At 42.5% G+C, this 21,071-nt stretch carries 13 protein-coding genes and 1 pseudogene; 1 reads left to right on the top strand and 13 read right to left on the bottom strand.

What is annotated here, in order from left to right; genetic code table 11:
• Nucleotides 1-103: 103 nt before the first annotated feature.
• The 7 genes from KHA99_RS11880 to KHA99_RS11850 form a co-directional block, all read right to left on the bottom strand.
• Nucleotides 104-841, bottom strand: a complete 738-nt coding sequence (locus tag KHA99_RS11880; RefSeq protein ID WP_213117652.1) for an Ig-like domain-containing protein — start codon at nt 839-841, stop codon at nt 104-106.
• 356 nt (nt 842-1,197) lie between these two features.
• The gene (locus tag KHA99_RS11875; protein WP_213117651.1) at nt 1,198-3,447 is read right to left on the bottom strand and encodes a multiheme c-type cytochrome; all 2,250 of its coding nucleotides are present in this window, start codon (nt 3,445-3,447) and stop codon (nt 1,198-1,200) included.
• Between the two features lie 296 nt (nt 3,448-3,743).
• Nucleotides 3,744-5,642, bottom strand: coding sequence for a cytochrome c3 family protein (locus tag KHA99_RS11870; RefSeq protein WP_213117650.1), 1,899 nt, complete (start codon nt 5,640-5,642; stop codon nt 3,744-3,746).
• A gap of 117 nt (nt 5,643-5,759) precedes the next feature.
• Nucleotides 5,760-6,728, bottom strand: a complete 969-nt coding sequence (locus KHA99_RS11865) for a 6-bladed beta-propeller (RefSeq protein ID WP_213117649.1) — start codon at nt 6,726-6,728, stop codon at nt 5,760-5,762.
• A 19-nt stretch (nt 6,729-6,747) separates the two neighbouring features.
• Nucleotides 6,748-7,443, bottom strand: coding sequence for a tetratricopeptide repeat protein (locus KHA99_RS11860; RefSeq protein WP_213117648.1), 696 nt, complete (start codon nt 7,441-7,443; stop codon nt 6,748-6,750).
• A gap of 29 nt (nt 7,444-7,472) precedes the next feature.
• Nucleotides 7,473-8,636 (bottom strand): cytochrome c3 family protein, encoded by a 1,164-nt coding sequence (locus tag KHA99_RS11855; RefSeq protein ID WP_213117647.1) that lies wholly within the window; start codon nt 8,634-8,636, stop codon nt 7,473-7,475.
• 23 nt (nt 8,637-8,659) lie between these two features.
• Nucleotides 8,660-10,060, bottom strand: coding sequence for a NapC/NirT family cytochrome c (locus tag KHA99_RS11850; RefSeq protein WP_213117646.1), 1,401 nt, complete (start codon nt 10,058-10,060; stop codon nt 8,660-8,662).
• A gap of 486 nt (nt 10,061-10,546) precedes the next feature.
• Here KHA99_RS11850 and secA point away from each other — a divergent pair, with 486 nt between their 5' ends.
• The gene (gene secA, locus KHA99_RS11845; RefSeq protein ID WP_213117645.1) at nt 10,547-13,057 is read left to right on the top strand and encodes a preprotein translocase subunit SecA; all 2,511 of its coding nucleotides are present in this window, start codon (nt 10,547-10,549) and stop codon (nt 13,055-13,057) included.
• 333 nt (nt 13,058-13,390) lie between these two features.
• Here the strand turns inward: secA and KHA99_RS11840 are convergent, their stop codons facing one another.
• The 6 genes and pseudogenes from KHA99_RS11840 to KHA99_RS11815 form a co-directional block, all read right to left on the bottom strand.
• Entirely contained in the window at nt 13,391-14,770 is a 1,380-nt protein-coding gene (locus KHA99_RS11840) for a DUF5667 domain-containing protein (RefSeq protein WP_213117644.1), read from the bottom strand.
• A 413-nt stretch (nt 14,771-15,183) separates the two neighbouring features.
• Nucleotides 15,184-16,031, bottom strand: a pseudogene (locus KHA99_RS31695) (DUF1028 domain-containing protein).
• Nucleotides 16,032-16,213: 182 nt separating this feature from the next.
• Complete coding sequence (locus tag KHA99_RS11830) at nt 16,214-17,824, bottom strand: gamma-glutamyltransferase family protein (protein ID WP_213117996.1); 1,611 nt, start codon at nt 17,822-17,824, stop codon at nt 16,214-16,216.
• A gap of 135 nt (nt 17,825-17,959) precedes the next feature.
• Nucleotides 17,960-18,502 (bottom strand): ribosome hibernation-promoting factor, HPF/YfiA family, encoded by a 543-nt coding sequence (hpf, locus tag KHA99_RS11825; protein ID WP_213117643.1) that lies wholly within the window; start codon nt 18,500-18,502, stop codon nt 17,960-17,962.
• Between the two features lie 324 nt (nt 18,503-18,826).
• Nucleotides 18,827-19,543 carry a ComFC family protein gene (locus KHA99_RS11820; protein ID WP_213117642.1) on the bottom strand — a complete coding sequence of 239 codons (717 nt, stop codon included), beginning with the start codon at nt 19,541-19,543 and terminating at the stop codon, nt 18,827-18,829.
• A gap of 36 nt (nt 19,544-19,579) precedes the next feature.
• Complete coding sequence (locus KHA99_RS11815; protein ID WP_213117641.1) at nt 19,580-21,070, bottom strand: ATP-dependent helicase ComFA; 1,491 nt, start codon at nt 21,068-21,070, stop codon at nt 19,580-19,582.
• Nucleotide 21,071: the final 1 nt, after the last annotated feature.

Genomic DNA, 21,071 nt, shown 5'->3' with positions numbered 1-21,071 from the left:
TAATCATCATCATAATCGGAATAACCTTCATATTTAAAATCAAAATCTACGGGTGTTCCGTCTAATGTTAAACTTCCGTTATCTTTGATATCCGTTAAATCTTTTAATTTTGTGAAATATTCAAGTTGCTGTAGTCAATCGTAGCGCCGTCTTTTAAGCCGCTAAAATATTCAAGGGCTGGCGCTGTGTTATCAACAACAAAACTCCAGGTTTTTGTACTTAAATTACCATTCATATCTTTTACTTCCAGAGCCGCAGTGTAACTGCCACTGGCAAAATTTCTGTTATATGTTACAGTACCAGTTTCGGAGTTAAAATTTAATGAAGCAGTACTCACATAACTATTATTTATTTTGAGCTTTACGGAACTCCAGTCCACTGCTGTGTTATCCTTAACCGTTGCAGATAATTGACCCAAGTTGGCCTGCTCACTTTTATCTGCAGGACTAAGATTGCTGAACTTTGGCGCTTCCTTTACAATAAATGACCAGGAATCATTAAGAGTGTTCCCAGCATTGTCATTGATGCTGACTTCTACCGTGTTGGTTCCATCCTTTAAATCGGATGCTTTATAGAAGATAGTCCCATCCTTGCGTTCGACTTTATAGGAAAATTGCGCATTTACCTGAGTGCCGTTTATTTTCATGCTCAAGCTTTGGTCGTCCAAATCATTTGCACTTTTTACATAGGTAGATATATCCGGATTTGAAACGGTTGTCGTACCATTACTGGAAGGCTTGTAATTCGAAAAGTTGTTACTTAAAGCGGAAACATAAAATGTGCTTAGCATCAATAAAGCAGCAATAAACACCACGCTGATACCAACCGATTTACGACTCATCTTAAAACTCCCCCATTTTGTGAGACATGTTTTGTCTCTCTTCTCTATTTACTCTTCTTTAAACCAAATGACATTTCCCACCCTATCCCCCCTTTCTTTTATTGATTAAAAAAGATCTACAATTAGTAGATCTAATTCACTAATTTTGTATAATACAATGTATTTAATAACAGAAAAACATACCGTAATGAGGAGTTCTCAATTTAAATATAAACCTGCAAAAATATCCACATTAAGTCTTTTGGCTTATGTGAGGAGATTTTTATGGGTATTTATACCCATAAAAAAGATGCTAATATTATTTTCTTTCCCAAACGCACAAAAACGAGAGGAAATTTCCCTCTCGTTTTTTACGGCTACTTCTTAGGTGCATGGGCGGCCTCGATAAATGAGTTATTGGTGCTATGGCATTTGGAACATGCCTGATCAATATCATTTTTATTATGGCCAACAATTGAATTGATGGCCTGACCTGCATCATCATAAATCGCATTGCCCTTTATACCGTAAATTTCAGTTGACCCATTATGGCATTTGGTACAGAACTCCCGTTCATTTACCGCATTCCATTTCGTCCCTGAAGTTCTATATTTATCAGTTACCGTTGGATTATTACCCAATACTTCCCGCAAATTATACAGATTGTTCGATCCATGTGTTTCATGGCATTCCGCACATGGGATTGGGCCATTTAATTGGCTGCCATCTCTTTGAGTGGTTGCATTCATCGGAATGCTAAAATTATGGCCAGAATTGGCGTCAAGATAAAAGGATTCGATATCTGAACTAACCTTATTTTGTTTTTTCTTTTCAAGATTATGACACCTTAAGCATAAGGAATAATCTCCGATGGTTTTGGTTGGAACTTCAAGGTCTGTTGATTTATTAATTTTTGTAGTTTCATTGCCTACTGCAGTGAAAGACTTGTTATATTTAAGTAATTCGTACATTCCTTTATCTGCAGGTATAGCTGCAAATTCGATAGTATTATCATGACAAGTTTCACAAGATGTATCCAAACTGTCCACCGTTAATGGGGTAGCTCCCATTTTCTCTTGATCTTCCGAATTATGTTTATAGACATAATGGTCCTTCAACAAATTCGGGTTTTCCTCTGACCATTCCGCATGAGGGTTATGACAGCTGGTGCATGATGTTGCATCCTTTAAATTGTCCTTTCCAGTTGATGAATACTCAACCGGATTATCATGATGGTATTGGCTTGTAATCCCATCAATCAGTGGTGCGTTGGTAGTCCCGTCGTGGCAAGCCATACAATAGTTTTGTGAATCTTTACCATTTAACTGTTCATTAAAATCAATAAGATAGGAGCCGCCTTCCCGGCCTGAAGTTAGTTTACTTTTTGTATCCAGTTTGTCAAACGGTGAATCAGTATGCGTGCTGTGACAGGATGCACACATATTCGTATTCAACATGTAATGTCCATGAGGATTTGACGATGTGTGTTTTTGCTCGTCAATATCATCCCAATCAGCATTTGTTTTGGTTGTAATTTTGAAAAACTTCGTAAATACCGGATTGTCCAAATCATCAGCAAGTTCGGGATCTAGGTACACCAGATAGGTCCTGTTAATTTTTAATTCACCAGCAGCAGGAGTAAAGGTGATATCGTAATAATATTTATTATTTTTTAAAACTGGCTCACCGATTTGAGTCGTTCCTTTAATAGTATCCGTGCCCAATATTACATTGATAGGGTTATAGCTTCCAGTGTCAATTTTGCTTTTAAGCTGATCCATTCTTTGGTCGTCAACAACAGTTATTTTGATTTTCGCATTAAGCGGAACGCTGGTTAAATCTTCGGACTTTTTTTCCGAATTGTCTGGGAAGATAATTTTTGTATCGCCGATGTATGGTCTAGTTAAAGCCAGGATAAAGGACGTTGTTGCACTAGCAATTTCACCTGTTACCTTATCGGTCATTTCCATTGAAACTGTGTGGGTACCTTCCGGCAATGTCTTTGTTGAAAAAGACCACTTTTTTGGCGAGCTTGTTTCATCAAAATTCCAATCGCCTGCATTGGCGGACGAATCGGAAATCTTCTTGCCATTTTCTAATAGGGTAAACATCAAGTTAGTTTGTGGTACATCAGCAGTATAGGTTCCTAAGATTAGAATATTTGTTGAATCAAAAACTTCAGATGGTGATGGTGTCGTTATGGAAATTGCAGGTTTTACAGTTACCGTTGGTATTTTTATTATAAAAGCGATAGATGCCGTTGCAGGATTGGATGTTGATGATGATGATAATTCTTCCAACTTAATAGTAATAGCATGATCTCCTTCTGATAAAGCGGATGTAGAAAAAGTCCATTTGTGACTTGTTTCATCAATCTGCCAATTGGAATCTGCAATTTCGACTCCATCCTCAGAAGCGGTAAATGACAATTCGGACTTTGGAAACTCAGAAGTATATGAGCCTGAAATAACAACATTTTTAGTAGAAAGTTCCTCATTCGGGACAGGGGACTCAATTGTTATGGCAGGATCACTGGCAGAGTATGCATCAATGGACGGAAACGACAGAATCGTAGTTCCTAAAAGCAGAACGATCAAGAAAATATAAATATAGGATTTATTATACAAGGGGAAGACTTTCACCAGATATCATCTCGCTTATTATGGATTTATGTATTTAATGTAGGTTGTAGAGTTATATATAGGGATTACACATCTATTATAGCAGTGAAGATAGGCGGAAATTGAGGCAGAAATAAAGCAATTTATTGACGATATTTTGTCAAAAAGTTTGACAATTTTGTGTCAGATATAGGATAATAAAATTAAAGCAAGGCAACAAAAATTGCTGCCCTGCTCTTTGTGAGAATTAAAATATACTATTTCAAAAGCTAACAAGTAGTGGCGCTATTTGTTGGCTTTTTTTATTCTCTAGTACCTGGTTGACCTGGTTTTAATGGAGCTTCACCGTCGTCATATTGAACTCCGGCATCATTAACAACAGCATGAGAACCATAAATTGTGCTTGTAGGTCCATCAATTGCTTCATTGGCAGGGTTGTTGATGAACTGACCGCCAGAACCGTGACAAGCATAACATACTGACATACCAGTGTAACGTTTTAATGCAGAAGATGGGTTAGGATCTACATAATAGTCTAACTTTCCTGCATGATCGCCTTCAAAGTAAGATTCATCGTTGGAATCTTTCATGATTGTAGCATCAGTACCGTGACCGTAGTGGCAGCGTACGCAAGTTAGGTTATCCTTGCCAGTTGTATGGCGGTGTGCTTGAGTATAAGTACCGGTTAAGTTAGTACGTACGGTAGACAAATAGTCAGTGTGACAAGATGCACAGTATTTGCTCATTTCTGTACCACTGTCATAAATATAATTTGTGTAACCACTATCAAATAGTGATCTAATATTAGTTGTAGTTTCAACATCAATACCTAAAGAGATTTGTGCCTTAGAAACAGCATCTACAGCTGTGGCAGCACCAAATGCAAATCCATCTCTCCAAACAATTGTAAGACCTGTAGCAGGAGCACCAGTTAAGACTGTATTAGCTGCCTCACGGCTGGAACCTCTTAACCATAGGGAGAAGTCTCTAACATAAGCTTTGCCAGTCCATCTGTAGGTTTGGATAACCTTTTGGCCTACCTGAACATTTGCACGAGAATACATGTAACCTTCTTTTGTTTTATCTGTAGAAAGGTCAGCAGCTGTTATAGTTTTCTTAGCAACAACGTATGGCTTAATGAATGATGCTAATGCAGCTGAATTGGTATCTAAATCGATGATTGTAAGATCCTTGAATAATTTACCGTTTAAAGAATCTTTTTGAGCATCAGTTGCACCATCAAGTGTTACACCCGTAGGTAATGCTTTGTACTCAACTCCGCCCCAGCCTAGTGGGTCCATGTTTAAGTTATTTTCCATTGTAGAACCTGCTCCGTGCGGTGCGTGGCAGCTTGCACAGTTAAATTCTCCACCCCATACTGCTTGTGATTTACCTCCACCAGGAGCAGCACTTACAGTAATTGAGCCGTCTGATTGGTGAAGTGAACCGTTGTGTGCGGAATCAGTACTAATGTTAAAAGTACCAGCAATTTCTTTTGTAGTTTCTGCAGATGATGTTGCAAATGCGTTATATGCACCAGTTGTACCATCATGACAAGCAGAACATGTGCTGTATACGCCATCTTTAAACAATAAAGCTTCACCTTGGGCAGCGGTGTGCGTTTGGTGACAGGCCGCGCAAGAGTTTGTGTTGTTTTGGTAGAAACCGTGCTTATTGCCGCCTTTGCTGGCAGCGCCAGGTAAACCGGTATGGTTGGCGTTCACAAGCCCTGAACCGTCAACGTCTACCATTTCAGGATCATCAGAAACGTTATACAATTTCTTATTAGTATCATTTACAGTTGTGACACCGTATTTTGTTTCAGTAGCTACTTCCTTGGCAGGATCTGTAACATCAACCAGGACAAATTTGTAAATAACACCAAGTTGGAAATTAACATTATCCGGTGTAACAGTAACTGTTACATACTCACCCGCAGCACCAGTTGGTTCTGGATGTGGAGCTACCGCTGTTTTAACAGGAGATGAATACAATGCATCAGTATAACCATCTTCATTTGAATAAACTTTTACAGTGAAATCTTTAGCTTTATCGCTAGTGTTAATAAATTTAAATGACCAGCCGCTGTTGTCGCCAGTCAAGCTGCCCCAATAGGCGCCTCTAGCAAATACAGAAGTGCTGAGTATTCCCACTAGAATAATCGTTAAGACTAGTGAGAAGCTGAATTTAAACTTACTCATTCCAGAAAACCTCCCTGTTTTCTCGCTCTTTTCTCTTTTTCTCTCTCTCTCTATTAATCTTAAAACCTGCTCTTTTCCTCTATTTAAGGCATCACCTCCTAAAATGCAATAAGTGTTTTAGTAATAAAAACCTACCCTGGCGTTTACGGTATCTGTAATTAATACTTCTCCTTTATCATCCACAAATAATCCGTTTGGAAGATAAAACTGGTTCTTATCGCTTCCAATACCGCCAAATTGGAAAATTTGCTTTCCATCCTTGTCAAAGCCATAAACATAATGGGTCATGTTATCGACCATTAACAGCGTACCGTTTGAAGCAACCCCAATTCCTCGTGGATTAACAAACTTGGAGCTGCCCTTATTGTCTGCTGAGCCATTGATAGTGCGCTTATATTTTCCAGTTTTATCATAGACAACCAGTCGTTGCTTTCCTGTATCGGAGACATAAATATTTTTGTCATCGTCAATGGTCACTGCATTCGGCGCATTGAGAAGGTCTTCTTTTCCCGTTACACTAGTGATCTCAAGCATTTTTTTGCCTTTTAAATCAAAAACTACAACTCTATTATTTGGAATATCAGTTACATAAAGCTGATTGTTATATATCCGTAAACCTCCTGGACCTTTTAATTGATCTGCTTTATCGGCCACTTCAAAGTATTTGATGAATTTCCCCTTTTCATTAAAGATGGATATATTGGCATTGTATAGGTCCGCCACATAGATGTTTCCATCCTTATCCCCGGCAATGCCGTAAGGAAATTCGAATTGTCCTTTATCAGTGCCTTCCTTGCCGAATTTAAAAACTGGCGTGCCAGACCTATCAAAAACCTGAACCTGTTTGTGATTTGTGTCAGTCACATAAACGAATTCTCCAACTTTTGTTACATCCATCGGTTTCTCAAGAGGATCATTCAAATCCCCTTGGATATAGTAACTCAATGTTGGTTGCCCGCCAGTCTTCAAATTATCTGCTACTTTTATTGCGTCATCCTGAAGATGGAAAAAGTAGATGACTGCAAACAGCACGATGCTAAGTGCCACTATGGATCCCATCCATATATAGGTGGTCTTCTTTTTCATGGCATTTCCATCTCCTTCACTATTTGTTTTTAGACTTTATTCGATCCAATGCTTTGATTGCTGGTTTAAAGGTAGGGTCGTAAGAAAGTGATTCTTTGTAGATATCCTCTGCCTCTTTTAGCTTTCCTTGGTCTTCGGCCACTAAGCCAGTCTCATAAATAACATCTGTATTGCCCGGTTTGAAACGATTTGCTTGTTCCAATGCCGCTGTTGCTTCTTTATACATTTTTAGCTTTCTATAGCTTCTAGCTTTTAGTAGAAGACTTTTATAGTCCTGCGGTGCCAGCTTTGCAGCCTTGGTGGCCATTTGAAGTGCATCGTCCGTTCTATTCTCTTGATCATATACAATCGCCAAGTTTAAATAGGCTGCATAAAAATTTTTATCCAAGTTCTTTGCAGTTTGATATTCCTTGATGGCGTTACTATTGTCACCTTTTAGGAAGTAGGTATATCCTAGCTGAACCCTTAAGCTCGGATCATTTGGTTTTTGCTCCACAAGTGTTTTATTATAGGCCAATTGTTTGGCAATTTCGTCATCCTTCTGGTTCCACAAGTATTTTTCACTAATGTAATAGCCTGCAGATAAACATATTGCCAAGGTTCCCACAAGGAGGATAAGGGATTGCCACCATTTAAAACGGTCACTTTTTACTTTAATTTCTTTTTGGGAGCTTCTCGTAGGTTCCTGGGCATTAGGCTGTATTTGCGCTTCCATATTCGCCCTCCTAATCTGGTTAATTACCATTATTCTTTATGACACGATTCACATTTTGGCCTGTTGTGACAGGTGTAGCACTGTTCAGTCGGCGCTGTAACCCCATTAATATTAATTGGGTGACGTTCCTTAAAGTTCTTGCCATCATGCATGGCCGGGTGACAGCTGCTGCATGCAACGGTCTTACTATCATTAAAGCCTGTTTTTTGGTAATCGTGGCAGGCAAGACATTTTTCCTTGCTATTTTTTGCAATTGCACCGTGTATATTGACAAATCCTTTTACGTGGGTTTCCGGTTTTGTCGTGTGACAATTCTGGCAAAAAGTATTTTCTTTTGCATAGTCTTGAGCGGATATTTGTTTTGATTTGTTCGCTCCATTACTTAAAAATTGCTGTGAAGCCGGAACCTCTTTTATGCCTTCTACTTCTGTTTCGGACATAAGTCCATGGCATTTATTGCAACTTTTAATATCCTCTTTTGCTAAAGTGCCATGATTTTTTGTTTTGAAATCAGCCTTCTTGTGCGATTTAGGCTCCATTCCTGCATTATGGCATGTCTCACATTTATTGGAGACATTGCGTAGCTCGTGGCACTCCATACAGGTTTCCATTTTGGGACTTGTAAATTTGACATCGCTCATCATCGACTTTCCAAGTGTGTCATCCCACTTTTCATAGTCCGATTTAAACGTCACATTTCGTTCTGCAATTTTCCCGTGTGCAACCCCGCTATGACACTGGGTACATTTAATATCTTTTGCCAAGTGCTTATCATGTGGAATAATCAGGTCGCCAGAAGATGTAACTTCTCGCGTTTCCATGTTATGACACTTTTCACAAGCAGAATTGGGTATGTTTTTTGGCATTTGAATTGGAGCAGTATAGGCATCAGCAGTTTTTTTATAAAGCTGTGCTAATCCGTTTGCTTTTGCCTTAGTGAGATTCTCTACTCCCTCCCCAATATGGCAGTTAACGCATTCCACTTCGCTGTGCGTGGAGGCCTTCCACGTATAGTACTCAGGTTTCATCTCATGACATGATGAGCAAAACTTCGAGCTAGATGTTGCTTCTAGCCCTGAAAATCCAAGAAAGAAAAACAGGGCTAGAAAAAACAGTGTCAGCGTCAAAAATTTAAATCCCTTGTAACGAAAACGGGGAGGGGCCGATCGTTCTTGCTTTTGCTCTTCATCCATATAGCGACCCTCCTGTCAATTTATTAGTTTTTTACATCCGACTTAAAGCCAGTTCTATGACAGTATTGACAATAAACATCTGTAGGTGCCTTGGCACTAGTTGAATCGGCAGCCGGTTTTTCACGATCGTGACAGACAAAACATTCTGCCTTTTGGTCTGCTGTTTTTGCTTGGCTGGCGTGAGCAGTCAGCCATTGATCGCTCTCACCGTGCCCTGCTGGCCGGTCTGCGTGGCAAGCAGCGCAAAACTTATTGGTACGGGCCTGGTCTTTTGCAAGAGTAACGTTAGGCGTGTATATTACTTTTTCATTGCCCATTTTGAGCAAGGAAATGATGTCTTCCTTCGGAATTTCTCTTATCCACTTGGAATCCTGGTGGCAGTTCATACATTGATCCAGCTTTAGAATGGCTGTCGTACCGTGGTTCTGATTCCAATCAACTGCTTTATGCGTTTTAGGAATGTTTAATTTTTTATGACAGGTTTCACAGGACATTGAGATTTTAACGTCTTTTTGCTGCTTACCGATTGCTTGTAAAATTAGCTCCTGCGTTTTTTCTTCATGTGCCTTTGCTAATTCTTCAGCCGTTCCGCTTCCGGGAGTTCCTTCTGCAGGTTTTGCTGTTGTTTCCTTCGCAGTTTCACTGACTGATTCTTTTTTAGTTTCATCAATCTTTTTCTCAACTTCCTCCGGATTCGGCGGAACAAGGTAAGAAACATCTTTCCAAGGCTTTTCGCCATTGTTCACTTTGTCATGACAATCGATACAGGTACCCATGTTCGGGCGCAAGTATTTCTTTTCCATGATTTTTTCAGCTGTTTCTTTCGTGAAATCGCCGCGAACCTCATCTGTGTTGATGCCGCGGGCTGCCATTTTGGCGTGAACCACACCGGCGTGGCAAGAGATACATGGAATGCCTTCATCAATATGCCCTTTGTGGTTAACCTTTAGGTCACCGGATGCAGTGACAAGGCGGTTCTTGGAGTGGCATTGCATACAGTTTTCGTTAGATACGACTTCTTCTTCAGTTTGGACAATTTGTTTTGGCACCCCTGTGACATGATAATAAACTTCCTTCAGGGATTTCACTTTGTGTGTAAGCATATTGATTGTCCCTGGTTTGATATGGCACTGGACGCAAGTGATATTATTGTGGGCACTTGCCGTGAATGTAGAATATTCCGGCGCCATTTCGTGACAGCTTGAACAAAAAGTCGGCGAGTTGGTTAAAGTAAGAGCGCCATAACTTCCCCCGCCGACAACAATCAACCCAATTAGTGAAATGAACATGACTTTCCAGCGTGTGACCGGATCCTTCCAATCTATGTTTCTAAGCTTTTGCCAAAGCTTGCGAAAAAGGCCAGCTTTTCTATCTTCTCTTGCATCGGGATTGGTTTCTTTTTTCTTTTTCCCCCAAAAGGCCATTTTCCTCACCCTTCCCATATTTAATTGGTTCTCTATTTATTTTCCTTTGCTACCTCTCTAAAGGTAGTATCTTACATTAAAAAGAAGAATCCAATGTACAATTTGTGAATATTTTTACATTCACAGAATTGCTACAATTCACTAGATAAACAACATACAAACGTTGTAATCTAGCGGTTTAGTTAACAATATACACAGAGTGATAAGATGTATTAGAACTAATTTTTATGCATATTATTTTTAAAATATACAAATAGCCATAGACTCTAAAAGGCAAACCAAAAGTTCTATGCATTTTTCATGGATTTGTCATAATTGAAGCGGATAATAGGACGTATGTCCGGGAATTTCCGCTGAGTTTCTTCCATTGTTGTCACCTGCATAGTGAAAATGGTAAGATTAAATAGGAAAATTAGAGATTTTTATTGGATTCACTTTTTCAAAAAATGCTTTTGAGTCTCAGATAAAAGGAGCGTTTCATCAAATATGGGGATTTTAAATAAAGTGTTTGACCTAAATAAACGTGAGCTGAAACGGCTGGACAAGCTGGCTGCAAAAATTGATGCGATTGCCTCGGAAACAGAACGTTTAACTGACGAGCAGCTACGTGAAAAGACGGAAGAGTTCAAGGCCCGCTACCAAAAGGGCGAAACGCTTGATGACCTATTGGTTGAGGCGTTTGCGGTTGTCCGTGAGGGTGCCCGCCGCGTGCTTGGCCTTTATCCATACCATGTTCAGCTGATGGGGGGTATTTCTCTCCATGAGGGTAATATTTCCGAAATGAAGACCGGTGAAGGTAAAACATTAACGGCGACAATGCCGGTTTACTTAAATGCTTTGTCCGGAAAAGGCGTGCATGTTATCACGGTCAACGAATATCTGGCAAGCCGCGACGCAACCGAAATGGGCCAGTTGTATGAATTTTTAGGACTGACCGTTGGATTGAACTTAAACAGCATGGATAAGGATGAAAAACAAGCTGCTTATGCCTGCGATATTACGTATGGTACGAACAACGAGTTCGGCTTCGATTACCTGCGTGATAACATGGTCCTATACAAAGAGCAAAAGGTTCAGCGCCCTCTTTATTTTGCCGTCATTGACGAGGTCGACTCGATCTTAATTGACGAGGCGCGGACACCGCTGATTATCTCAGGCTCTGCCCAGAAGTCGACGGTTCTTTATATGCAAGCGAATGCGTTTGTACGGACGTTGGCGAAGGACGTTGATTATACGTACGATGAAAAAACAAAAGCTGTTATGCTGACCGAAGAGGGTATCAGCAAATCAGAGAAAGCATTTGGCATTGAAAACTTGTTTGATATTTCTCATGTAACATTGAACCATCATATTAACCAAGCGCTAAAGGCGATTGTGACGATGCACCTAGATGTCGATTATGTCGTGCAGGATGGCGAAATTGTCATCGTTGACCAATTTACTGGCCGTCTGATGAAGGGCCGTCGTTACAGCGAGGGCTTGCACCAGGCGATTGAAGCCAAGGAAGGCGTCGAAATACAAAACGAAAGTATGACGATGGCGACCATTACGTTCCAGAACTACTTCCGGATGTATGAAAAATTATCCGGTATGACTGGTACGGCGAAAACGGAAGAAGAAGAATTCCGCAACATTTATAATATGAACGTTATCGTCATTCCGACAAACCGCCCGATTGCTCGTGATGACCGTGCAGATTTAATTTACGCATCAATGGAAGGCAAGTTCCGCGCCGTTGTTGAAGATATTGCCGAGCGCCATCAAAAGGGACAGCCTGTGCTTGTAGGTACAGTCGCAATTGAGACTTCTGAACTGATTTCCCGGCTGCTTTTGAAAAAGGGTGTACGCCACAATGTCTTGAACGCGAAAAACCATGCACGTGAAGCAGAAATCATCGCTGAAGCAGGATATGCTGGTGCGGTTACGATTGCGACGAACATGGCCGGACGCGGTACCGATATTAAACTCGGCGAAGGCGTTAAAGAGCTGGGCGGACTTGCAGTAATTGGTACCGAGCGTCACGAGAGCCGCCGTATTGATAACCAGCTGCGTGGTCGTTCCGGACGTCAAGGGGATCCTGGTATTACTCAGTTCTACTTGTCCATGGAAGATGAATTGATGCGCCGCTTCGGTTCTGACAATATGAAAGCAATGATGCAAAAGCTTGGCATGGATGATACCCAGCCAATTCAAAGTAAAATGGTATCCCGTGCTGTAGAAAGTGCACAGAAACGCGTGGAGGGCAACAACTTTGACGCCCGTAAGCAGCTATTGCAATATGATGATGTACTTCGCCAGCAGCGCGAAATTATTTATACGCAGCGTGACGAAGTGCTGGAATCTGAGAATTTACGTGAAATTGTTCAAAATATGATTTTACGGTCCATTCAGCGCCACGTCGAGGTCAATGCGCCTGGGCATATGGATGAAGAAGAATGGAATCTTAAAGGGATTATCGACTTTGCCCATGCAAACCTGCTTGGGGAAGGCGACGTGACGGTTGAGGACTTGCGCGGCAAGGATCAGGAAGAGATTGTTGAATTTATCTTTGCCAAGTGTAAGGAGCACTACGATGAAAAAGAACAGCTTCTGTCTCCTGAGCAAATGCGTGAGTTCGAAAAGGTTGTTACCTTGCGAGCAGTTGATTCAAAATGGATTGACCACATCGATGCGATGGACCAGCTACGCCAAGGGATTCACCTACGGGCTTACGGACAAACGGATCCTTTACGTGAGTACCAGCATGAAGGTCTTGCAATGTTCGAGGCAATGGTTGAATCCATTGAGGATGAAGCGGCCATGTACATCCTGAAGGCGGAAATTCGTAATAACCTTGAGCGCCAAGAGGTTGCCCAGGGCCATGCCGTAAACCCGAAGGAAGACGGCGAGGCTGTTAAGAAGAAGCCGAAGCTAAATAAGGAGAATGTTGGACGGAATGACCCATGCCCTTGCGGAAGCGGGAAGAAGTATAAGAATTGCCATGGGGCAGGGAAATAATATTCGCATTTGAGATGGAGTCGGCAATTAGGTTGCCGGCTCTTTTTTTAGTTTTGTTGCAGTCGAATTAGTCCTCACTACATAAATTAGGGCTTTTACGACAAAGTTTCGGAGGGTCACAATATCATTTTAGTCATTCACGACAAAAACACGTGTTCACACGACATTAATTAGTGTAATCTGGAGTAAATTACATTTTCCTCACTTCTCTCAAAAATCTTCTGATCTCACGACATTATTTTATGACAAAAAGAGCCAAAGCGGACCGCTCTGACTCAGTGTTTATGCCCCCGGTTTAACCGAGGCCATTCTAAATTTTAAAGTTTATTAGGATTAATTATCTTCGTTCCCCTGTGAATCTTCAGCTTTTTTACCTGCACCAGCATGCTTTTGGGCAGCTTGGGCTTGTTTTTCTTGAGCTCTTTTTACGGCTGCAGCTTGTTTTTCTCGAGCTCTTTTTACAGCTTCAGCTTGTTTTTCTTGAGCTCTTTTTACAGCTTCAACTTGCTTTTCTTGAGCTCTTTTTACAGCTTCAGCTTGCTTTTCTTGAGCTCTTTTTACAGCTTCAGCTTGTTTTTCGGCAGCTTTTGCTTGAGCTGCAGCTTGGTAGTCTGCACCTTTATTTGCAGATTCCGTTTGTTGCTGGTCTGCTGTTGAAGTATCCTCGCCTTGGCTGTTTTCTTCTGTTACAGCTGTAGCTTCTTCTGTAGTTTGAGTAGTTGCTTCAACTTCAACTGCTGTTTCTGTCTCTTGTTTCTTTTGCTTTTTTAGAGCTTTACCATGTTTTTTCACGGTTGTTGTTTGAACGTCGGAAACTTTTTCTTCGATTTGCTGCACTTGTTCAGCAAAATCTGCATCTTTTTCTTCAAGCTTCGCAAACTTTTTCTCAAGTTTTACAAAAGTCTTCTGAATGTTTTTCATATGTGCTTGCTGTGCAACTGGATTTTTTATATGTGAAAGAGATGCTAATAGTGCATCGATATTATTGGCCAGTTTGCCTTCAACTGTACCTTTAGCAGCAGCTTGAGTATCATCAGTTTTTTCTACATCAGCGGTTTTTGTGTGGTCCTCTTTTTCCACATCTGCAGTTTCTGTGTCAGTGTCTTCATCAGTGGCGGTAAGCTTTTGTGCTGCCTCCTCTTGTGTTGCGACAGCATCCTTTAACACCTGCTCCGCTTCGTCCGTTTTACCATCTGCAATTAACGCGTTTGCCTCAGCGATACGTTCAGCTGCAAATCCAGCCAAAAGCTTTGCTTGTTTATAATCGTCAAATGTAAAGGCAAGGCGGATTTTTTCAGTGATGGTTTTTACAAAATAAAAGAAATCTCCAGGAACCAATGATGGTGCTTCAGCTTTTTCTTTCACTTCAGTTTGGGCCTTGTCCTCTTGTTTTACTTCGTTATCGGCTGCCACAGTTTCGTCAGCATCAATATCAGTGTCTTCTACTGTTGCTTCATCTGATGGAGTTTCAGCTTCTTCGGAAGTTGTTGTTGTTTCCGCTGCATCTGTTTGTTCAGTAGTGGTCTCATCAGTTGCGTTTTCAGTAGTTGTTGCTGTTTGATCTGTAACCTGCTCTGTAGTCGTACCTGTAACTGCAGAATCCTCCGTTGTGTCATTACCAGTAGCAAAGGCCGCTCCTGCTCCTACTGAAAAAATAAGTGATGATGCCAATACACCGCTTGTAACCAGATTTGTCAGTTTCTTGTTTATCATGTCTTGTTTTGCCTCCTTGTGAAGTTCTACTAAACTTTACGTCGGGCTTTTTTCTTTTTTGTAGGTGTTTTTTTTAAAAATTGTTAAAAGGTTACATTTACCTACGTCATCACGAAAAAACGACTATCAAATAAATGATAGCCGTCTAAGAAAGTCCTATTAAACTGAAAATTTATTACCAGATTGTATATTTGTACTTCTTCCAACATGTTTGAAAAAATAAATAGGAGCAACCTTTAAAAATGCTTTGCCCATCCTGTTTATTCCTCTAAAAGACCTATATTTCATTCTTTTCCAATTTAAATAGATTTTAAGAAAAAAACACTATGATGATAGTGAAAATTAACTAGATGATCTGGGCAGATGAAATACAGACCCAATAAAAGAACCCTCCAGTAAGTGGAGGGCCATGTTTATCTCTTGTTATTCTTCATAAATTCGAGAACTTCTAGGTCAATCCAGCCCCTCTTTTGTTCCCGCATTTCAAAGTTTTCGGTATGAATAAAAGTGGTTAGCGCCTGATAGATTTCATCATCACTGGTGTCATCGCCCGGAAGGTACCCTAACCGTTTTAAATGTTGCGTTACCTCTGTTTTAACTTTCCCTTCAACTGATGCTATTTTTTCTGGCTTAGATGTCGAAAAATAGAGCCGTTGAAGTTGATAAATTCTGATTAGTTCCTTTATTGGATCAGGGTGGTCGTCCACGCGAAGGTCGATGTACCGGTCGTTATAGCCGCCGTAGCCTCCTTTTTCTTTCACAACGTAAAGGGCGGCAGACTGTTTGCCGCGGTTGTCACCGCCCGCTTCCTGCCCGGCATCTAAGGCTGCAAGAAGCCTTTCGGCCAGCGTCCCCTCCGCTTTTTGAAATATTTCAGACATCGCTTGGACCGTTTTTTCATCAACTAAAATGTTCCCCTGCGCAGAAAAGTGTGGTCCTGTGACGCCACCGGCCCAGTTATAGCAGGCGCTTCCGGTAAATGTCGCAGCGTCGCCATTTGCATCATTGAGTCCAACCTGCCGAATTTCTTTGTCAGGGTCATCGGCAAGGATGGCTTCAAGTGTTTCTTGTGCTGACTTTCCTTGCTCCATCAGTTCAAGAGCCTTGGGCCGTAAGCCGTATTGGCATAGGATTGGGTTGCAACCGCTCCGACTCCCGCTTTGGCCCACGGAACTACCGCTCCTACGCCTAAAAATTTAGATTGAACGGCAATTCCCCATTCTTTTTCCACTGGGTCATAACCGACGATTGAAAATGTCATTTAATTTGCCTCTCCTTTTGAAGTAATCTGCCGATATAGAGCGGATATCCGCCGAGTACGCTGTTTTATCCGCTTAATCCCGGAAATTTATGCCATATTAGAAATGTTATCCGTCGAATTTTAAGGTTTATCCGCCGAACGGAGTTTTTTAGATCCATGTCCGAGCTTCCGCAGCCCTTGAATCACCAAGCCGCAACGGCCCCGTCTGTCCGGGGTTCAGTACCGCCCATCAAAACGCCGGTATCTGGGTCACGCCAGATGATCTGTCCACGACCAAACGAGCCTGTGTCAAGGGCAACCTCAATCTGATGACCTTTCCGAGCCAATGCTTGAGCGATGTGGTTCGGGAAATGCGGCTCGACTTGAATTTTCTTACCCTCAATCCACTGCCACCTTGGAGCGTCAAGTGCAGCCTGAGGATTTAAACTGAAATCAATCGTATTCATGATGACTTGCATATGGCCCTGTGGCTGCATATAGCCGCCCATGACGCCGAACGGCCCAACCGGCTGATCTCCTTTTGTCAAGAAACCAGGGATAATGGTGTGATACGTCTTGGAGCCTGGGCGCAAAGCATTTGCGTGTGAAGGGTCCAGTGAAAAATCATGACCTCGGTTCTGAAGCGATACCCCGGTACCTGGCACCACGATGCCGGAGCCGAAGCCCATATAGTTGCTTTGAATGTATGACACCATATTCCCTTCACCATCTGCAGTTGCTAAATAGACCGTTCCGCCGCGTGGCAATTCGTATGGCAACGGTTGGAGCGCTTCCCCACTGATTTCACTGCGTCTTTTCTCGCCGTACTCGTCGCATAGAACGTCGGCTACCTTCATTTTCATAAAAGAAGGATCGGTAATATAGGCCTTGCCGTCGGTATAGGCGAGCTTCATGGCCTCGATTTGCTTGTGATATGTATCGATGGTTTCCTTTTCGGTGAGCTCGAAGCCCTTGACGATGTTCAATGCAAGCAGCGCCACTAGCCCCTGTCCGTTCGGTGGAATCTCCCAAACATCGTAGCCACGGTAGTTCAGCTTAATCGGCTCAACCCACTCAGCCCAGTATGCTTCCAAGTCTTTTTTGGAAATGAACCCATTGTGGCGCTCAGAGAAGGCGGCTATTTGGTCGGCGATTTGGCCTCGATAAAAGCTTTCAGCATTTGTATCGGCGATGGAGCGGAGAGTCACGGCATGGTCCGGCGAACGCCAGATTTCTCCTGCCTTTGGAGCGCTCCCATTTGGGGCAAATGTGTCAAACCAAGGCTGGAACTCCTCACTGGTGAGTGAGTGTTTATAATGTTTGTAGGCATACGCCCAGTTTTTAGCAAGAACAGGTGTTAATGGATAGCCGTTTTCGGCATAGTCAATGGCCGGCTGGAGTACCTCTTTTAGCGGGAGGCTGCCAAATTTTTTAGAAAGTTCCGCCCATGCTGAAGGTGCGCCTGGAACTGTTACCGGGATAAGACCATGAGCCGGCATTTTTTCATAGCCCCGTCCCTTAACTGCATCAATAGTCAGCGATTTTGGGGACGGGCCGCTTGCGTTTAGACCGTGGAGTTTGCCCTTCGTCCAAACGAGCGCAAATGCGTCACTACCAATGCCGTTGGAAGTTGGTTCAAGAACCGTTAATGCCGCTGCGGTGGCAATCGCAGCATCGATGGCATTGCCCCCTCTTTTTAGGATATCAAGACCTGCTTGAGCAGCAAGCGGCTGAGAAGTGGCAACCATGCCGCGTCGTGCAAACACGGTCGTTCGGTGGGATGGATACGGATTGTATTGATAGTCAAAATTCATTTGTGAACCCCTCTTTCTTTTGTATATTACTTCCATTATAAAGAAGATTCTGAATTTAGGGTATCGTAATATTTTCATAGTACCAAAAAAAACGCTGCCAAGGGATAGGCGCCCTGGCAACGTTTTAATAGTTTATTAATGTGCTTCGATTAAACCGTAGCGGCCATCTTTACGCTTGTAAACAACGTTTGTACGGTTGGTATCGGAATTTGTGAACACGTAGAAGCTATGCCCCAGCAGGTTCATCTGCAGGATTGCTTCTTCGCTGTCCATTGGCTTAAGGTCGAAGCGTTTCGTACGAACTAATTCCAACTCCTCATCATCATGGACATCTGCAGCATTCAGAGTTGTGAATTGGAAATCAACGTTTCCTTTTTCACGGAACTTGCGGTTCACCTTTGTTTTGTGCTTTCTGATTTGACGTTCTAGCTTGTCAGTGATCAGGTCAATCCCTGCATACATATCTTGGTTTGTTTCTTCGGCACGCAGTACTAAATTTGGCAGTGGAATTGTTACCTCTACTTTGGAAGTTTTATCTGGATTGAATCTAAGATTCACGTTAACTTTTGCATCAGGTGCTTCTGTAAAATAACGCTCCAATTTTGAGATTTTCTTTTCTACATACTCTCTGATTGCTGGAGTTACCTCAATGTTTTCACCACGTACGTTATAGTTCATGTGTGGAGTCCTCCTTTATTTTAAGGCTATGTATTACATTTCTATTTTACCCTATGATTATCCTGCTGAATCAACATAAATTGTTTGTCGATTTATTGACAAAAACACCGGGAAAATAGTGACAATGTTTTGCACAGCCTTTGACTTGTGTGGAGAAGTTTACTATTATGAATGGTTGTACATCTTTATTTTAGTATTGATTGGGACAATTTGCCACTAATAAGCTTCGGGAATATAGGAAATTGATTTGAAACGATAGAGGATTGTCCCTAATTGTTCGCCTGAGATGACAGTGTCCACGTGCAGTGCCTGACACCATTACTCTTATCTAGCTAATGTTATGGACCAGACTGTGTCAGCGCCCGCTTGTTTGAGGAGTTTTGCTGCGTGTCTTAGGGTGGAGCCGGTGGTGTAGATGTCGTCGATGAGGATGACCTTTTTTCCATGCAGGTTGGTTTGAGAATCGATTTGAAAGACTTGGGGGAGATGGATTCTCTCCAACCTGGATTTTTTGGACTGCTTTTCGGTGTGGACCCGCGAAAGTATATCAGTTGGCATTTTTCCTGCTTCTGTCAAAATTGCTTCTGCCTGATTGAAGCCCCGCTCGTAAAGCCGTTCTTCGCTTAACGGGATCGGCACAAATAAATCGGCTTCCCAACCTTTCGTAACCTCCTTGAAGTAATCCGCAAACACTTTGGCTAGCACATAGTCCCCGCGAAATTTATATTTGGCCATAACCTCCTTCAAAAAATCATTATAAAGGAAAATTGAAGTATTCTTTTGAAGGAATCCTTGCCAGTCAGGATCCTCTTCCCAACGCGTACAATCATGGCATAATTCCCCGTCGCGAAATTGCTCGTCCAACAGTCGGAACGGTCTGCTGCACATCCGGCAGATATCTCCTTCTATTTTTTCAAACTTCTCATCACAATCCGCGCATACATGGTGCTCTTTTTCTTTTGAAAAAATAGCTCTCCATCCTATATCCGGATATATTATTTCCTGGCAGATAATACATCGATTTTGACTGAGAAAATTCATTTGTTTTATCCCTTTCTTCGAAAGATAGACCACCCTTTAGATGTCAATCAGTCCCCGCTTCACCCCCTCACGGTTCATCGTGACAATCTGCTTCCTGGCCTTCAGCATCTCGTCTGTTTTTCCAAAATGAAAAAAAGTCACCACTCCATCCGGGTAATCCTTGTTTCGTCCTGCTCTGCCAGCGATTTGCACAAGGGCACTTTCAGTAAAAATCAAATCCTCGGCACCCACAACGGCAACATCAATATTGGGAAAAGTAACGCCCCGCTCAAGGATGGTGGTAGTTAGCAGTAGTGGAACTTCTTTTGCCCGCATCTTTTGCACCTTTTCCTTCCGTTCAGGGTCTTCTGCGTGAACTGCTTCGATTCTAGAATCGAGCTTGCGAAGTAATGGAAGGGCTTTTTCCATCAAAGGGATATGGGGAAAGAAAACAAGTGCCTGTTTGCCGCTCTCGAGCCTGTCTTTTATCCATCGAAGGACATTGGCGGGAAGCCTGCCTTTTTGGAGCTGTTTTTGCCAGTTGCCGCACCATGCAAATTCAGGAATGGGAAGCGGATGCCGATGAAACCGGGCCGGAATGGTAGTAAATGAACGTTTGCCGGCACGGCATTCCCTTTGCCATTTTTCATTAGGGGTTGCTGTCAGGTAAATCATCGCGGAGGACGGCTTCCGGGCCTGAATCGCCGCATGCTGGAGCGATTCCTCGACAGTGTAAGGAAACGCGTCAACTTCATCCAAAATAACAGCATCAAAGGCTTGATAAAAGCGGAGCAGCTGGTGGGTTGTGGCGATGGTTAAAGGGGCGTAGAGATGGCGGTCCGTGCTGCCGCCGTATAGGGAAGCGACCCTAATCTCAGGAAAAGCTTCCTTAAGTCTCGGCGTCAGTTCAAGAACTACGTCTGTTCTCGGCGTGGCGATGCAGATTCTTTTATAGGCGGCAAGCGCAGTTTCAATTCCGGCAAACAACACCTCGGTTTTCCCGGCCCCGCAAACGGCCCATACTAGCCACTCCTTTTTTTGCCAGATAGCCTCAACTACCTTGTCAGAAGCCACCTGCTGCCCTTCTGAAAGTTTCCCATTCCAAGCCATAATTTTTTGCGGAAGGGTGATGTTCGGCGCCGGACCATTCCAGCCGATTAAAGGGGTGCATTCACTGATTCTACCCATCATGATACAGCGGCGGCAATAAAAGCAGTTTTCACCGCACCGAGAGCAATGGAAGATGGCGAACAACTGTTGATCCTTGTTTCCACATCTCATACACATGGGCTTTTTCCCGATATAGTCGATGCCTTTACGATATGTAATATAGCCATTCTCATAGTGAGATTGAATTTCGTCGAGTGGGTGCGGGATATCGTCAAGGAGGAGCTGCTTGCCAGCGAGAATCTGCTGGAGTTCGCGGCTATATGGAAAGTCTGGGTTTAACGGCGGCTGCAGGATTTCCGGGATTTGTGTGATTCGATAGGAATCTTCTGTGAAAAATCTTTGTGGGATGAGTTTTTCATCCTTTATTTGAAAACGCATG

Origin of the sequence: Neobacillus rhizophilus (assembly GCF_018343535.1) — a bacterium.
GTDB classification, from domain to species: Bacteria; Bacillota; Bacilli; order Bacillales; family Cytobacillaceae; genus Neobacillus; species Neobacillus rhizophilus.
The sequence above is the reverse complement of the archived record's forward strand: the minus strand, read 5'-3'. Positions and strand labels throughout refer to the sequence as shown.

Coding starts and splice junctions, on each gene's coding strand:
- KHA99_RS11865 (WP_213117649.1), bottom strand. CDS start 6,728: ATGAAAAAGAAGACCACCTATATATGGATGGGATCCATAGTGGCACTT.
- KHA99_RS11850 (WP_213117646.1), bottom strand. CDS start 10,060: ATGGCCTTTTGGGGGAAAAAGAAAAAAGAAACCAATCCCGATGCAAGA.
- KHA99_RS11820 (WP_213117642.1), bottom strand. CDS start 19,543: ATGAATTTTCTCAGTCAAAATCGATGTATTATCTGCCAGGAAATAATA.
- KHA99_RS11840 (WP_213117644.1), bottom strand. CDS start 14,770: ATGATAAACAAGAAACTGACAAATCTGGTTACAAGCGGTGTATTGGCA.
- KHA99_RS11860 (WP_213117648.1), bottom strand. CDS start 7,443: ATGGAAGCGCAAATACAGCCTAATGCCCAGGAACCTACGAGAAGCTCC.
- KHA99_RS11880 (WP_213117652.1), bottom strand. CDS start 841: ATGAGTCGTAAATCGGTTGGTATCAGCGTGGTGTTTATTGCTGCTTTA.
- KHA99_RS11870 (WP_213117650.1), bottom strand. CDS start 5,642: ATGAGTAAGTTTAAATTCAGCTTCTCACTAGTCTTAACGATTATTCTA.
- secA (WP_213117645.1), top strand. CDS start 10,547: ATGGGGATTTTAAATAAAGTGTTTGACCTAAATAAACGTGAGCTGAAA.
- hpf (WP_213117643.1), bottom strand. CDS start 18,502: ATGAACTATAACGTACGTGGTGAAAACATTGAGGTAACTCCAGCAATC.
- KHA99_RS11830 (WP_213117996.1), bottom strand. CDS start 17,824: ATGAATTTTGACTATCAATACAATCCGTATCCATCCCACCGAACGACC.
- KHA99_RS11855 (WP_213117647.1), bottom strand. CDS start 8,636: ATGGATGAAGAGCAAAAGCAAGAACGATCGGCCCCTCCCCGTTTTCGT.
- KHA99_RS11815 (WP_213117641.1), bottom strand. CDS start 21,070: ATGCGTTTTCAAATAAAGGATGAAAAACTCATCCCACAAAGATTTTTC.